Annotated in this window: 11 protein-coding genes; 9 read left to right on the top strand and 2 right to left on the bottom strand. The window is 62.8% G+C overall.

What is annotated here, in order from left to right; genetic code table 11:
* Window positions 1–180: 180 nt before the first annotated feature.
* Both CLU88_RS00940 and ppc read right to left on the bottom strand, forming a co-directional pair.
* Window positions 181–3,585 (bottom strand): IPTL-CTERM sorting domain-containing protein, encoded by a 3,405-nt coding sequence (locus CLU88_RS00940; RefSeq protein WP_099654988.1) that lies wholly within the window; start codon window positions 3,583–3,585, stop codon window positions 181–183.
* A gap of 476 nt (window positions 3,586–4,061) precedes the next feature.
* Complete coding sequence (gene ppc / locus CLU88_RS00935; protein WP_099654987.1) at window positions 4,062–6,851, bottom strand: phosphoenolpyruvate carboxylase; 2,790 nt, start codon at window positions 6,849–6,851, stop codon at window positions 4,062–4,064.
* 249 nt (window positions 6,852–7,100) lie between these two features.
* Between ppc and hemC the strand changes: the two genes are divergently transcribed.
* The 9 genes from hemC (at window position 7,101) to CLU88_RS00890 (ending at window position 15,837) form a co-directional block, all read left to right on the top strand.
* Window positions 7,101–8,018 carry a hydroxymethylbilane synthase gene (gene hemC / locus CLU88_RS00930; protein ID WP_233205560.1) on the top strand — a complete coding sequence of 306 codons (918 nt, stop codon included), beginning with the start codon at window positions 7,101–7,103 and terminating at the stop codon, window positions 8,016–8,018.
* Between the two features lie 18 nt (window positions 8,019–8,036).
* Window positions 8,037–8,852, top strand: a complete 816-nt coding sequence (locus tag CLU88_RS00925) for a uroporphyrinogen-III synthase (protein WP_099654986.1) — start codon at window positions 8,037–8,039, stop codon at window positions 8,850–8,852.
* Window positions 8,849–9,973, top strand: a complete 1,125-nt coding sequence (locus CLU88_RS00920) for a uroporphyrinogen-III C-methyltransferase (protein WP_099654985.1) — start codon at window positions 8,849–8,851, stop codon at window positions 9,971–9,973. Before CLU88_RS00925 ends, CLU88_RS00920 begins: the two co-directional genes overlap by 4 nt.
* A gap of 62 nt (window positions 9,974–10,035) precedes the next feature.
* On the top strand, window positions 10,036–11,313 hold the full coding sequence (locus tag CLU88_RS00915; RefSeq protein WP_099654984.1) for a heme biosynthesis protein HemY: 1,278 nt from the start codon (window positions 10,036–10,038) through the stop codon (window positions 11,311–11,313).
* Window positions 11,314–11,692: 379 nt separating this feature from the next.
* Complete coding sequence (locus CLU88_RS00910; protein ID WP_199173395.1) at window positions 11,693–12,268, top strand: cytochrome b; 576 nt, start codon at window positions 11,693–11,695, stop codon at window positions 12,266–12,268.
* Between the two features lie 59 nt (window positions 12,269–12,327).
* Window positions 12,328–12,897, top strand: coding sequence for a YceI family protein (locus CLU88_RS00905; protein ID WP_099654982.1), 570 nt, complete (start codon window positions 12,328–12,330; stop codon window positions 12,895–12,897).
* Window positions 12,898–12,976: 79 nt separating this feature from the next.
* On the top strand, window positions 12,977–13,552 hold the full coding sequence (locus CLU88_RS00900) for a YceI family protein (RefSeq protein ID WP_099654981.1): 576 nt from the start codon (window positions 12,977–12,979) through the stop codon (window positions 13,550–13,552).
* 140 nt (window positions 13,553–13,692) lie between these two features.
* Entirely contained in the window at window positions 13,693–14,316 is a 624-nt protein-coding gene (locus CLU88_RS00895) for a VOC family protein (RefSeq protein ID WP_099654980.1), read from the top strand.
* Window positions 14,317–14,568: 252 nt separating this feature from the next.
* The gene (locus CLU88_RS00890; protein WP_158235564.1) at window positions 14,569–15,837 is read left to right on the top strand and encodes a hypothetical protein; all 1,269 of its coding nucleotides are present in this window, start codon (window positions 14,569–14,571) and stop codon (window positions 15,835–15,837) included.
* The last annotated feature ends 82 nt before the right edge of the window (window positions 15,838–15,919 follow it).

Here is a 15,919-nt window from a genome sequence, read left to right as displayed (position 1 = left end):
TATTCAATGCTTATTGAATCCAAGGCTTCACGCGCCACTCAAACTCCGCCAAGTGCCGCAGGCCAGGCCGAGCACAAAACAAACAGCCCACGTGGGCCAAAGACCTACGTGGGCTGCAAGGTGCTAACGCAAGGAATCAGGTGGGCTGGGCACCGGCTCAACCGGCACCGCCCCACTCACTCACTGGCGTCGCTGCGGCATCTGGCGCATGGCCAGCAACCCCAACAAGGCGGCCATCAAGATCAGCGCCCACTCAGACAAGGTTGGAATGCTCGCTGGTGTGAGCACCGCAATGGGTGTGCTGGCAGAGGCCGAGTTGTTGGTGGGGTCGGTATCACCCACGGCATCGACCAACGCCGTGTTGACCAGCGGACTGGCCCCCGTGTAGGGCGTGTTCAAACGCGCGTTGATGTTGAACACCACCGAAGCACCCACGGCCAACGTACCGACAGGACAGGTGACCGTGCCCGAAGCCTCCAGGCAACCTGGCGCCGAGACAAAGGACAAGCCTGCAGGCAGCACGTCCTGCATCTGGGCACTGGTGCTGACCTGGGGGCCGTTGTTGCGCACGGTGATGATGTAGTTCACCAGATCACCCGCCTTCACGGGGCTGGTCGGCCCTGTCTTGGTGATGCCAAGGTCTGTGGGCAGGGCCGCCGCATTGCGCCGTGCCGTGGTCGACTCATCCACCGAATTGTTGAGCGTCTGGGTTTCGGTTTCGTCCACAGACACCGTGGCGCGATTGAAGGCCGTGCCGCTGGTGGCACCCAGCTGGGTCAAGGTCTGGGCCCGCATCTTGTAGGTCACCGTTGCCGATTGCCCGGCATCCAGCCCCGCAAACGTGCAGCGCAGCACTCCACTGGTCACACCAACTGTGGGCTGGGTGCAGGAGCCCCCGTTGCTCACCGTGAGCGCGCCTTCGTAGCTGAAGGTGGCCGTGGGCGTGGAGCCAGGTGCTGGGAAGGTATCCACCACGACGGGATTCGTCGCATAGGACGGGCCACTGTTGGTGATAGTGACCGTGTAGGTCGTTTCGTCACCCAGGTTCACCGGGTCTGAACTGTCGGTCTTGTTGATCAACACGTCCAACTGTGCTGGAGTCACCGGGGTGGTGGTGGTGGCCGAGTTGTTGGCGGTGTTGTCTTCAGCGGTTGTGGTGGTTACCGCAACCGCGTTCACCAAATTGCCCCCGACGGCAGACAGCAGCGGACGCACTTTGTAGGTGACAGTTTGCTGAGAACCCGAGTTAATGCTGCCCCAGGTGCAACTGAGCGTTCCACCCACCGCCCCAACGGTCGGCGTCGTGCAGACGCCAGAACCAGAAGCCGTTGCGCTGATGAAGGTCGCGTTGGTCGGCAGCGTGTCCACAAGGTTGACAGCTTGAGCGGTCGAGGGGCCGTCGTTTGTCACGGTGGCCACATAGGTCAGCGGCGCGCCGGCCGGGATAGTGGTAGGACTGGCGGACTTGGCCACCCGAATGTCTACCTTGGCAGTGACGGTGCTGGTGACCGAGGCGCTGTTGTTGGTGCGGTCAGGGTCACCCACGCTCAGCGACGTGATGGATGCCGTGTTGCTGCGACTGCCCGTGGTGGCAATACTGGGGCGAACCACCACAGTCACCGTAGCGGTCGCTCCAGCGACCATGGTTCCCAGGTCGCACACCATATTTTGCGAGGTGCCACCGATAGGCGTTACCGTGCAAGTGCCTTGCGACGGGGTCATCGACTGCACGGCGCCAGCACTCACCAGACTGCTCAGCGTATCGGTCAAACGCACATCGTTTGAAACGGCCGGGCCGTTGTTAATGGCAGTGATCACATAAGTGAGGTTTTCGCCCGCAGCCACCGTAGCGGGGCTAGCGGTTTTAGACACGACTTGAAGATCGGCCTGGGTTGCCGTGGCGGAGACTGCAACGCTGCTGCAGTCATTCGCGGCGTTGTTGTCCACGGGGCTCGTGCCGCTCAGTGCAACGCAAGCCGTGTTGGAGCGGGCTCCTGCCGTGGGCTGCAAAACAGCCAGGGTAATGACCGGCGCGTCCGTGTTTGCAAGCAGCGGCCTTGGGCGCGTACAAGAAACCGATGCGGCGTCCATTGGAAAACCTGCGCTGGGCGAGCAAGTCCAACCGGAACCCGATGGGGCCGCTGTCAATGACACACCCGAGGGCAAGGCGTCCGTCACGGTAATGGTCCGCCCTGCGGAAATAGCCAATGGCCCCAAATTGCTGACAGCCAAAGAGTAGGTATATGCCTGATTCGGCACCACCGGGTTCAGGCTGGCTGTTTTGACCAAGCGCAGGTCGGCATCGTTGGTCGATGTGACGCTGGCGCTGTCGGAATTGTTGGTCGTGTTGCTGTCGGTCTCAGGAATGGAAATGGTTGCGGTGTTGTTGATCGCACCCGCTGCGGTTGCCGTGGCCACCAGGGTAATCACCGGCATATTGGTAAAATTGCCGCCGGTGTATGGGCCTGGGCGCGTGCAAGTCACGACCTGACCTGCTGCGCCGCAAGTCCAGCCACTGCCCGTGGCAGAGACAAAGGTCAAGCTAGCAGGCAAGGTGTCTGTCACCGTAATGACGCCGGAGCCCGATGCCCCAGGAGCCTCGCCGCCTTCATGGCGGGGTGTGATGGTGTATGTCACGTCGCTGCCCTGCGCCACATTGAGGGGCGATGCACTGATGGAGACAGACACGTCCGATCCCGACGCAGAGGTCACAGTGACGGTCGCAGTGTTGTTCGCCATGTCGCTGTCGGGCATCGCAGACGCATCCGCCTTGGAGGCCGCCGCACTGAACGATGCGGTCACCGCGCCCGCCACGTTGGCCACGGCAGAGATGGTCAGGTTGCCCGACGCTGCGCCGTTGGCCAGGCTGCCAGAGCGCGTGCAAGTGATAGAGCCCGAGCTCAGCGGATAGCCGCCAGAGGGCGTACAGCCCCAGCCGGAGCCGGTTGGCGTGCTGGTAATGGAAGAGCCCGTGGGCACTGCAAACGTCACCGTGACAGCACCACCCGCGGGCACGTCGTCTGGCCCTTGGTTGGCCACCCCGACGGTGTAGCTGTAACCCTGACCTGCGGCCACATTGGCAGAGGAGGAAGCGGCAGTCACGGCAAGGTTGGAAGCCGCCAGCGCCGTCGTATTCTGGACGCTGTTGGTGTTGTTGCTGCTGTTCGAATCCGCCGTCGTGGCACCTGACGTTACCCGGTTGGTGTACACGCCAGCCACCGGCAAGCGCACCCGAACCGTGACGGTTTCAGAGCTTGTAAAAGCGATGTCACCAATCGAGCAGTTGACAACCCCACCGGCGGGAGCGGCACAGCTGCCCTTCGTGGTGTTCACGTCTACAAAGGTGGAGCCAGAAGGAAGTGTGTCGGCCAGCGTCACACCCTGCGCAAGGTTGGGGCCGTTGTTGTCCAGACGCAATGTGTAAGTGAAAACACCACCCGCTGGACCCGGGTCTGGCGAATCCGAATGGTTGACAACAATGTCCGCAGATTGCGCCAACGCCAGCGCTGGCATCCACACCGCGCACAGCGCCAAGGCCTCGGCCCCGGAGCGCATCCGCGCCCATCTCCCTTGCAAATATGTCATGAGTTCCCCTCTGAAGTCCAAACAGCTATCTCGTGAGCCGCGGATTCTAGGGAGCCTCAAAAATATCAAATGCAAACTAAAGTCAACAGGGAAAACGCAAAAGTCAACCTGCTGTTAACTGAAACAAGGTACAAATAATTACAATTCAACAAGACCAGAGAACACTCTTCACAGCACCATAAATCAACAAAAGATAGCTATCTTTTTCGAAGCAATAGCACTCCACAATTGCAAACAACGCTGCACGGTCAGACACAATTTTTCTCAAAGGGTGGAGGGATTGCAACACTCCAGATGCACGCCCGCCAAAGTCAGCGAATGCACGCTTACTCTTGCTGAATTCGCATGAATGAAGGCAGAAGGTGCCACCGCATCGTGTGAAGGACCACAGCGTCCATTGGCCAAAAAAAGCGGGCCCAGGGCCCGCTTAGTTCTGCAAGCTGTGCCTTGCACACAGCAACTGAGCACACACAGCTTCAGCCCGTATTCCGCAACCCTGCGGCAATGCCGTTGATGGAGATGTGAATCCCGGTCTGCACCCGCTCATCGCCCTGCCCGGCACGCCAGCGGCGCACCAGCTCGACCTGCAGATGGTGCAGCGGATCGATGTACGGAAAACGGTGCTTGATGGAGCGCGCCAGCGCCGTGTTGTGCGTCAGGCGCTGCTTGTCGCCCGTGATGCGGGTCAGCGCCTCGGCCGTGCGCTGCCATTCGGCCTCGATGGCGGTGAAAACCTTCTTGCGCAGGCGCGCATCCGTCACCAGCTCGCTGTAGCGCGAAGCCAGGGCCAGGTCGCTTTTGGCCAGCACCATGTCCATGTTGGACAACAGGGTGCGGAAAAACGGCCACTGTCGGTACATCTTCTGCAGCAGCGCCAGCTGGGCCTTGGGGTCCTTGCCTTCGGTGTTGATGAAGGCTTCGACCGCCGAGCCAAAACCAAACCAGCCCGGTAGCGTAAGGCGGCACTGACCCCAGCTGAAGCCCCAGGGGATGGCGCGCAGGTCCTCAATCTTCTGGCTGGCCTTGCGCGACGCGGGGCGCGAGCCGATGTTGAGTTCGGCGATCTCACGGATGGGCGTGGAGTTGAAGAAGTAATCGGTAAAGCCAGGCGTCTCGTACACCAACGCACGGTAGCTGCCCATGCTGGCCAGCGAGAGCTGCGCGGCGGCGTCCAGAAAGGCCTTGGTCGCAGGCTTGGTGGGCTGCAGCAACGTGGCTTCGAGCGTAGCGGCGACCAGGGTTTCCAGATTGCGGCGGCCGATCTCGGGGTTGGCGTATTTGGAGGCAATGACCTCGCCCTGCTCCGTCAGACGGATCTGCCCGCGCACGGTGCCGGGGGGCTGAGCCAGGATGGCCTGGTAGCTGGGGCCACCGCCCCGGCCCACAGTGCCGCCCCGGCCATGGAACATGCGCAGCTGGATGCCATGGCTGGTGGCGAGTTCATCGAAGAGTTCGACGAGGGCAATCTCAGCGCGGTACAGCTCCCAGTTGCTGGTGAAGATGCCGCCGTCCTTGTTGCTGTCGCTGTAGCCCAGCATGATGTCCTGCTCGCCGCCACTGCGCTGCACCAGCGCGGCCACGCCCGGCAGGCTGTAGAACTCGCGCATGATGGGCGCGGCGTTGCGCAAGTCTTCGATGGTCTCGAACAGGGGCACCACGATGAGGTGGTTCTTCGATTCGGCATCGAGTGTGCCGTTCATCAGCCCCACTTCCTTTTGCAGCAACAGCACTTCCAGCAGGTCGCTCACCGTTTCGGTGTGGCTGATGATGTAGTGGCGGATGGCCTCGTGGCCAAAACGCTCGCGCATCACCCGGGCCGTCTCAAAGATGGCCAGCTCGCCCTGGGCGTGGGCGGAATACTCGGCACCCACCACGCGCAATGGGCGCGCGTCGTTGAGCAGCTTGATCAGCAATGCGCGCTTGGCGGCCTCTTGCAGGCCCGCGTAGTTAGGCTCGATGCGCGCCTTGGCCAGCAGCTCGGCCACCACTTCTTCGTGTTTGTCAGAGCTTTGGCGCAAGTCCACCGTGGCCAGGTGGAAGCCAAACACCTGCACGGCTCGGATCAGCGGATGCAGGCGCTCGGCGGCCAGGGCTTCGCCATGGTGGGCCTTCAATGACGCTTCGATCACCCGCAGGTCGGCCAAAAACTCCTCCGCGCTGGCATAGGCGTTTTGCGGCACCACGGCATGGCGTGCGGCCTCGCCACCGGTCAGGTCCTTGAGCGATGCCGCCAACCGCGCATAGATGCCCGTGAGCGCCCGGCGGTAAGGCTCGTCCACACGGTGCTCGTTGGTATCGGGCGAGCGCAGTGCCAGGGCCTCCATCTCGGCCGACACCTGCACCAGGCGGGCCGACAGCGACAACTCGCCCCCCAGGTAGTGCACTTCGGTCAGGTAGTGGCGCAGGGCCACTTCGGCCTGGCGGCCCAAGGCGTATTGCAGGGTCTGCGCGGTGACATTGGGATTGCCGTCGCGGTCGCCCCCAATCCACTGGCCCATGCGCAAGAAGCTGTGCACGGGGTACTGGCCCAGTTCAGCTTCCAGGTCGGCGTAGATCTTGGGGATCTCGCGCAAGAAGGTCGCTTCGTAATAAGAGAGCGCGTTCTCGATCTCGTCGGCCACGGTCAACTTGCTGTAACGCAGCAGGCGGGTTTGCCACAACTGGGCCACGCGGGCGCGCAGCAGGGCCTCGTTGGCGGCCAGTTCGCGCGGCGTGAGCGCGTCCTTGGCACTGTTGTAGAGTTGGGCGCGCACCTGGATGTCGTCCCGCGTCGCGAGCAATTGCGCAATGTCGCGCTCTGCGTCGAGGATGCTCTTGCGCTGCACCTCGGTGGGGTGGGCGGTGAGCACCGGCGCCACGTAGCTGCTGGCCAGGGTCTGCGCAATCGCTTTGGGGGCAATGCCCGCCCAGCGCAGGCGCGACAGGGCCACTTCGATGCTGCCCTCTTGCGTGTCGCCCGCGCGCTCGTGCACGGCACGGCGGCGGATGTGGTGGCGGTCTTCGGCCAGGTTGGCCAGGTGGCTGAAGTAGGTGAAGGCGCGGATCACGCTCACCGTCTGGTCGCCCGACAGGGACTTGAGCAGCTTCTTGAGCGCGCGGTCGGCCTCCTGGTCGGCATCGCGGCGAAAGGCCACCGAGAGCTTGCGCACCTGCTCGACCAACTCATAGGCGTCGACCCCCTCTTGCTCGCGGATCACGTCGCCCAAAATACGCCCCAGCAGGCGAATATCGTCAATCAGGGGCTGGTCCTTGTCGGATCGTTTCATGCGCGAGGGTCTCCGGAGATTGAAAAGAGGCGCCTCGCCAGCGCCACCCCCACAAGGGACACGCGCCAGATCAAGGTCACCGATGCGGGCGCATGCTAGCATCGCCCGCCGCTGAATGATTACAAACAGGTTACGAACTTGAGCCCCCAAAAAGACGCCCCCCACGCTCCGCCGCTTCGCGGGTCGCTGCCCCCCCAAGGGGGGAGCCTTTCGCCTTGGGGCGGCCCGGCGGCGAAAGCCCCCTCCACCATCGTCATCGCAACCCGCGAAAGCCGCCTGGCGCTGTGGCAGGCAGAGCATGTGCAAGCGCTTTTGCGCGCAAAGGGCCACTCGGTGGAACTGCTGGGCATGACCACCAAGGGCGACCAGATCCTCGACCGCTCGCTCAGCAAGGTGGGCGGCAAGGGCCTGTTTGTGAAAGAACTGGAAGTGGCGCTGGAAGAAGGCCGCGCGCACATTGCCGTGCACTCGCTCAAGGACGTGCCCATGGAGCTGCCCGAAGGCTTTGCCCTGGCCTGCGTGATGGAGCGCGAAGACCCCCGCGATGCCTTTGTCTCCCCCCGCTACGCCAGCTTGGACGAATTGCCCCAGGGCGCTGTGGTGGGCACCTCCAGCCTGCGCCGCCAGGTGCTGCTGCAGGCCCTGCGGCCCGACCTGAGGATTGAACCCCTGCGCGGCAACCTGGACACCCGCCTGCGCAAGCTGGACGAAGGCCAGTACGACGCCATTGTGCTGGCAGCAGCAGGCCTCAAACGGCTGGAGCTGGGTGCGCGCATCCGCGCCACGTTCGAACCCACCGCCATGCTGCCCGCAGCCGGCCAGGGCGCGCTGGGCATTGAAGTGCGCAGTGACCGGCAAGACCTGATCGACGCCTTGGCCCCCTTGGCCCACAAGCCCACCTGGCTGACCGTGACCGCCGAGCGCGCAGTGAGCCGCGCCATGGGCGGCAGCTGCTCCATGCCCCTGGCAGCACATGGCACCCTGGCAGGCGACACCCTGCAACTGGATGCCGCCTGGGGCGACACCGAAGGCCAAGCCCCATTGGTGCGCGCCAGCGCCACCGCCCGGGTAACCACGCTGGCCGAAGCCGATGCCCTGGGCCTGGCCATTGCCCAGCGACTGCGCGACGGTGGAGCCCAAGGCGCCACGCCCCGTGCAACGGCCTGAAACCCGCAGGCCACAGCCTTGACCGCCGCGGCCCCCCAGGTCATCGTCACCCGCCCCGCGCGCGAGGCTGCGCACTGGGTACAGCAATTCACCCAACGGGGCATTGCCGCTGCAGCCCTGCCCCTGATCCATGTCGGCCCAGCCGCAGATCCGGTCCTTGTGCAAGCGCTGCATCAGGCCCGTGCGCGCTTGGGCGACTACCGCGCCGCCATGTTCGTCAGCGGCAACGCGGCGCTGTATTTTTTTGAACAAAATATGGCCCTAGCGCTTTCCAATCAAGCGCTAGAAGCTATCAAAACAAGAGCATGGTCACCCGGCCCGGGAACTGCAAGGGTGCTGCTGGAAGCAGGATTCCCCACCGAGCGCATCGACGGCCCTGCGCCCGATGCACCGCAATTTGACTCCGAAGCCCTGTGGCAACAAGTCCACCCCCAGGTGCAGCCAGGCGACCGCATCCTGATCGTGCGCGGGCGCTCTGCCGGGGTGCATGAAAGCCAGGGCTCGGGCCGCGACTGGCTGGCCCGCCAGATCGAAGCCGCAGGCGCCCAGGTGGACTTCGTGGTGGCGTACGAGCGCGGAGCCCCCCACCTGTCGGCCCAAGACCTGGACCTGGCCCGGCAAGCCGCCCACAACGGATCCCTCTGGCTGCTCAGCAGCTCTGAGGCGGTGGCCCATCTCGCGGCCGCCCTGCCCCAGCAAAACTGGCGCACAGCGCGCGCACTGGCCACGCACCCCCGCATCGCCCAGGCTGCACGCGACGCCGGGTTTGGCGAGGTGCGGGAATGCCGCCCAGCCTTCGCAGACGTGGTGGCCTCGATAGAATCGGGCGCATGAGTTCTGTGCCCCCCACTGATCTGCCGCAGCCCCCTGCGCCCGCAGCTCCAGCCGCATCCCATCCAGGCCCGGCAGCGCCCCCTGTTGCCGCCCACACACGCCCCAGCGGCACGGCGGGCATCGGCTTGGCCAACCTGCTGCTGGGGGCCGTGGCCGCTGCGGCACTGACCAGCAGCGTCCTGCTGTGGCAAAAGCTCAGCAGCATTCAAGAGCAACTGGCCCGGCAATCGGCCGACTCGGGCACGTTGGCCATCGAGGCCCGCACCATCGCCCGCCAGGCAGAAGACCAGGTGCGCGAGACCGCTGCCCGACTCTCGGTGGCCGAAGCCCGGGTGAGCGAAGTCGCCCTGCAACGCAGCCAACTGGAAGAGTTGATGCAAAGCCTGTCGCGCTCACGCGACGAAAACCTGGTGGTGGACATTGAATCGGCCATTCGGCTGGCGCAGCAACAGGCCCAGCTCACCGGCGGCCTGGAGCCCCTGGTCGCCACCCTGAAAACCGCCAACCAACGCATTGACCGGGCAGCCCAGCCCCGACTGGCCCCCCTGCAAAGGGCCATTGCGCGCGACCTGGACCGGCTGACCCGCGCCACCGTGACCGACACCGCAGGCCTGCTGGGCCGCCTGGACGACTTGGTGCGTCAGGTGGATGAACTGCCCGTGCTCAACGCCGTGGCACAGGCGCCCGCCACCCGCAAAGCAGCCACCCCAGCCAGCAGCACAGGCACCGCCGAAGACCCTGCCATGCCGTGGTGGCAAGCCGCACTGCAGCGCAGTTGGGAAGTGGTGCGCGACGAAGCCCGTGGGCTGGTGCGCGTCAGCCGCATCGACCAGCCCGAGGCCATTTTGCTGGCACCCGAGCAAACTTTTTTCCTGCGCGAAAACCTCAAACTCAAGTTGCTCAACGCCCGGCTGGGCGTGCTGGCACGGCAGTTTGACTCTGCCCGCGCAGACCTGACGGCCGCCACGGCCGCACTGAACAAGTACTTCGACCCCGCATCCCGCCGCACCCAAAACGCAGCCACCATGCTGCAGCAAGCCCAGCAGCACATGAAGGCCGCCGAGCTGCCCCGGCTGGACGAAACCCTCTCTGCACTGGCCACGGCCGCAGCGGGGCGATGAGATGACGCACCCTGAGTCGCTTTTGAAGGTCCAGGACGCTCGCGGAGCATTGGAAAACTGATATGCGTGCAGCTCTTTGGCTTTTGGCTCTATTTGGCGTTGCCGTAGCGGCCGCGCTGTTTGCAGGAAACAACCAGGGCACCATCACCCTGTATTGGCCCCCTCACCGCGTCGACCTGTCGCTCAACTTGGTCGTGTTGCTGCTGGTGGGCGGGTTCACCACCGTGTACGCCGCGTTGCGGGCGCTGGCCGCATTGCTGGAGTTGCCGCACCAGGCACGCCGCTGGCGCGTGCAGCAAAAAGAGCGCGCCATGCACCACGCGTTGCTCGATGCCCTCACGCACATGCTGGCGGGGCGTTTTCTGCGCTCTCGCAAATCGGCGCTGGCATCCCTCTCCCAAGAAAGCGCGTTGCAGGCGGCGGGTGAGCCCGTCCCTCACGGCAAGCAGTTGCGTGCCTTGGCGCACCTGATTGCCGCCGAATCGTCCCACGCCCTGCAAGACCGAGCTACCCGCGAAAGCCATCTGCAAAACGCCCTGGAAGAAGCCCCCGTGCGCGGCAACGGCCAAGAGCAAGAACTACGTGAAGGCGCCCAGATCCGCGCGGCGCGCTGGAGCCTGGACGACCGCGACCCCCAGGTCACCCTGGAGCGCCTGGCCGCCCTGCCCCAAGGCGCCGCCCGCCGCACGCTGGCCCTGCGTATCAAGCTCAAGGCCACACGCCAGGCTCGCCAAACCCGCGAGGCCCTCGACACAGCCCGCTTGCTAGGCAAGCACCGCGCCTTCTCTGCAGGAGCGGCGCAAAGCATTGTGCGCGGCCTGGCCACAGAATTGATCCAGTCGGCGCACGACCCGGTGCAACTGGTGCAAATCTGGGCCTCGCTGGAAAACACCGAGCGCAACATGCCCGAGCTGGCCGTGCAAGCCGCCCAGCGCCTGGCCCATCTGGGTGGCGATGCCAACCAGGTGCGCGCCTGGCTGCTGCCCGTGTGGGAGCGGATGGTGGACCTGCCAGAGGGCTTGCCCGAGGGGTTGGCACTCAAGCTGATCCGCTCGCTGGAAGACGGGTTGGACACCATCGATGCAGGCTGGCTGGCCCGCATCGAAGCCGCCCAGCAATCCAACCCGCGCGATGCCCGCCTGCAGTACCTCGCAGGCATGGCCTGCCTAAAGCGGCAGCTGTGGGGCAAAGCCCAGCAATTGCTGACCCAGGCCAGCTCCCACCTGCATGATGCCCCCCTGCGCGCCAGCGCATGGCGACACTTGGCCGAGTTGGCAGAGCAGCGTGGCGATGCAGACGCCGCCTCCCAAGCCTGGAAAGCAGCTGCGCTGCAGCACTGAGCACAGCCCTGCGCTGGAGGCTAACAGCAACCACCGCAGGCCTCCCAGCCAACCCATCCAGAGCCCACCGCACGCGCAGCGGTGATGCTCAACACCCAGAGCACTAGAGCCGGAACCGCTCTTTGTGCACGTCTCTGCCCCCATGGCGCCATGACCCGCGTCAAGACGAGACGGCGACAACAAGTCACATGCGCCCCTCAAACATTGGGGAACTTTGAGCGCAAAAGCCTTATCAATTCAGTTTTTTTGAATCAAGGCATCAATCCACCTGAAACTGCCACAGGGGCGCTCTTCCTAAACTGCAGGCATTGCACCCAATGCACCGGCCGCAGCACCCAAAGGGCGGCCCCGTTCAACAACCCCTTCCACCCAACTGCCCATGTCTTCCACCCCTCACCCTGTGAGCCCTCGCCCCGCCCGGTATTCCGGCGTCGCCATCCTGCTGCACTGGGTGCTTGGCATTGCTCTGATTGCCATCTTCGGCCTGGGCCTGTACATGACCGGCTTGCCCTTCTCGCCCCAGCGCCTGAAGCTCTACAACTGGCACAAATGGGCCGGGGTGGCCATTCTGGCCCTGTCGCTGCTGCGCCTCGTGTGGCGCGCCACCCATCGCCCCCCCGCACTGCCCCGCGCCATGGAGCAGGCCATGCCCGGTTGGCAAAAAGTGGCCCACCATGCCACCCACCATCTGCTGTATGTGCTGTTCATTGCCGTGCCGCTGATCGGCTGGGCCTACAGCTCGGCCGCAGGGTTTCCCATCGTGTTTCTGGGCCTGTGGCAACTGCCTGACTTTGTGCCCGTGAGCAAGGAACTGGCCGCGGCCATCAAGCCCTGGCACGAGATCTCAGCGTTTGCCATGGCGGGCCTCGTCCTGCTGCATGTCGCAGCCGCCCTCAAGCACCAGATCATTGACCGCGACGGCCTGCTGCAGCGCATGCTGCCCGGCCCACGCTGAGCCCCCACACCCCTGCAGCCCCACTGCGCTGCGCACCTTTTCCGCACCAAGGAGTTTTCATGAAGATTGCAAGCATTGTGTCCGCCATCACCCTGGGCACCGCCTTGTTGACACCCGCCGCCTGGGCCCAGCAAAAACTGGACACCGCCCACAGCGAAGTCCAATTCACCGCCCGCCAAATGGGTGTGCCCCTGGACGGCCAGTTCAAGAAATTTGACGCCCAGGTGGCCTTCGATCCCGCCAAGCTGGCTGCCAGCAAGATCACCTTCAGCGTGGACACCGGCAGCGCCACCCTGGGCTCCAAGGAAACCGATGCAGAGCTGCCCAAGGCCGTGTGGTTCAACGTACCCAAGTTCCCGCAAGCCACCTTTGAATCGAGCAGCATCAAGGCCCTGGGCGGCGGCAAGTTTGAAGTGGCCGGCAAGCTCACCATCAAAGGCAATGCGGTCAACGTCGTAGCCCCCGTCACGCTCACCCAAAGCGGAGCAGTGACCACGGCCACCGGCACCCTGCCCATCAAACGCCTGGCATTCAAGATTGGCGAAAACGAGTGGGCAGACACCTCCATGGTGGCCGACGACGTTCAAGTCAAGTTCAAGCTGGCGCTGACCGGCGTGGCCAAGCTCTGAGGCGCAATCGCCTTCAGACCCTTCCGTTTTCTCTCCCTGCGATCTTTTCTTTCAACCTCTGGTTTTTCAGGAGCCTTTCATGCGCAAATCCCTCTTCGCCTTGGCCGCCGTCGCCGCTTTGTTTGCCGGTGCTGCACAGGCCGAATCCGCCAACTACGCGATCGATCCCACCCACACCTTTGTGACGTTTGAAATCAGCCACTTTGGTGCTGCTGTGAACCGCGCCCGCTTCGACAAGAAGGAAGGCTCCGTGCAATTTGACCGCGCCGGCAAGAGCGGCAAGGTCGAGATCAGCTTCGACGCCACCTCGGTCAACTCCGGCACCCCCGCATTCGACAAGCACCTGCAAAGCGCTGACCTGTTCAACGCCGCGGCCCACCCCACCATCAAGTTTGTCTCGGACAAGTTCAGCTTCAAAGGCGACAACGTGAGTGAAGTGACTGGCCAGCTGACCCTGCTGGGCAAGACAGCTCCCATCACGCTGAAGGCCAACCAGTTCGCCTGCTACCAAAGCCCCATGCTCAAGCGCGAAGTGTGCGGCGGCGACTTTGAGGCCACCATCGACCGCACCCAGTGGGGCATGAACTACGGCGTGGATTGGGGCTTTGCCAAGAACGTGCGCCTGGTCGTGCAAGTGGAAGCCGTGAAGCAGTAATTCACGCCCCGGCATTCATCCGAAGCCACCGCTGCGCATGCCGCAGCGGTGGCTTTTTTACGCCTACCGCCTCTCTGAAATTATTTTTAAGTAAATCAATTATGAATAGTAGAATTTGATCCACATTCAGGAGACGCCAGATGACCGCCCCCAGCACCCCAGCGCCAACCACCGCCTTGCCCCCACCGGCCGCCGTCCAGCAGCTGCACCACTACGCCTACAAGGCCCGTGATGCCGAGGAAACCCGTCACTTCTACGAAGACATCCTGGGCCTGCCGCTGTACCACATCATCCAAAGCGACTACGTGCCCAGCACGGGCGAGTACTGCCCCTACACGCACTTCTTTTTTCGCCTGCAGGACGGCTCGTTCATCGCGTTTTTTGACCTGGGTGACGACGTGAAGCCCGAGCCCTCGCCGAACACGCCGCTGTGGGTGAACCACATCGCCTTTCGCGTCAACACCGTGCAAGAGCTGGAGAACACCAAGGCCCGCCTGCAAGCCCACGGCGTGGAAGTGCTGGGCGTGACCGACCATCACATATTCAAAAGCATTTACTTTTTCGACCCCAACGGCATCCGCCTGGAACTGGCGGCGCAGGTAGCCAACGAAGAACAGATGGCCAAGGACAGCACCGTGGCTCATGCCCGATTGAATGAGTGGACGGAGCGCAAGAAGCAGTGGCGCAAGGAACGGGCGGAAGGCAATGCGGCGGCGCCGTTGAAGCCGCAGCAGAACGATCGGCCGGAGTTTGTGCGCGGCTGACACTACTGCGGGGTTGGGCTACAGCCACAGTTTTCACGTGTAGCTACAAACAAAATTTAACAATGATTCACAATCAAGGTCTCTGAACCATTGCATAAATTTCCAATGCGAAACCCAGCGACACAATTCTGTCTTTCTCACCAAAAATTTTGGGCCGTTGCAGGTTCAGCGACGCTGCTTACAGCGCTGGTTGGCTGCGGTGGAGGGTCTGGCGGAGGTGACCCCACTCCGTCTTTGATACAGGTAGATCCAGTGAAGGTCGACGCAAGCTACGGAACCGACGGCTCCGCGAAATTCAATGGGCTTGTCCCCGTCGCTGTGGCGATGCAGCCAGATGGGAAACTCTTGATAACGGGTTCGCGACGGACAGCCCCGCTCCCAGCGGTCAACTCCGGTGGTCAACCAGCACGCGAAGTCGTCGTGCGCAGATTGACAGCCAACGGGGCAACCGATACGAGCTTTGGAAACAATGGCGAAGTTAGCTTCACCGTCAAAGGCAGCGACGCTCCTGCAGATATCAAGTTGCAAAAAAACGGCCGTATCGTCGTTGCTGTGCTCGCAGGAGAGCCATGTGTCTTTAAAGCCTATAGTCCTAACGTGCCTTGCGTAAATGCAGCTGGGACTGTTGCATTGCGAAGCAGTAATCTGGTGGCACTGACAGCGACAGGCCAACTGGACCGCACCTTTGGCCAGAATGGGGTTGCTGAGAAAGCGACTGATCAGAGCAGCAGCCAACTCTCGTTGGCAGTGGCCAGCGATGACAGCCTGCTACTTCTGGAGTCAAATGTAACTACTACGTTACTCGCCCAGTATTTTGCCAACCGTCTGGATCGAGTGACAGCCGATGGCATTGTGGAAAACTTAGCCACACAGCCCTCCTCTCAAAAGTCCTGCGACGATAGAAACGGAACTGCACTGTTAATTCAAAATAGCGGGCGAATTGTGACAGGGGGCAATAGCCGATCAACTGGCCTGTGTATTACCGAACACGATCCGAAAACAGCATGGCAGACGAAAGTAGCCTGGCCCAAGTTCAACGGCTCCTACAGACTCTCCTCTTTGAAATCCACGTCAGATGATGGATTTGTCGCAGTGGGAATCAATTGCGGTAGTGGCGACTGCCAACTTGGGATGGCTCGCTACCAAGCCAATGCGGAACAACAGACTTCGTATGGAAAAGAAGGTTTTGCATACTTGTCGATCCCGCAAGGCACGACCATTGCGTCCACGCTGGTTTTGTCAGATGACAGCGTGATCGTTCTTGCAAACAGAGCCGAATACGACGCGACTGGCACCAGCCCAAAATTTGGCGCAGTATGGGCGCGCATTAGTCCGCAGGGCGAGCCTGTCAAAGACTTTGGCACGCAGGGGGTGCTTACCACACCACTTTCCACCCTACGACCCACGCATTTTGTGCCTGACTCGCAAGGTCGGTGGCTGATCTTGAGCTTGGAAGGACAAGCTAATGACAGCAACGCCACCTTTCTCGTTCAACGTGTGGTAGGACACAGCAAGCCCTGAAGGCATAGCTCCTAGCCATTCAGAATCTCCCGCAAGTGATTCCCCGTGCCCCTCACTTGCGGGAGCCAGTCCAATACCAGAT

It is taken from the genome of Acidovorax sp. 56, from assembly GCF_002749705.1.
Taxonomy (GTDB): domain Bacteria; phylum Pseudomonadota; class Gammaproteobacteria; order Burkholderiales; family Burkholderiaceae_C; genus Acidovorax.
Note: the sequence above shows the minus strand (reverse complement) of the source record. Positions and strands in the feature narration are given on the sequence as shown.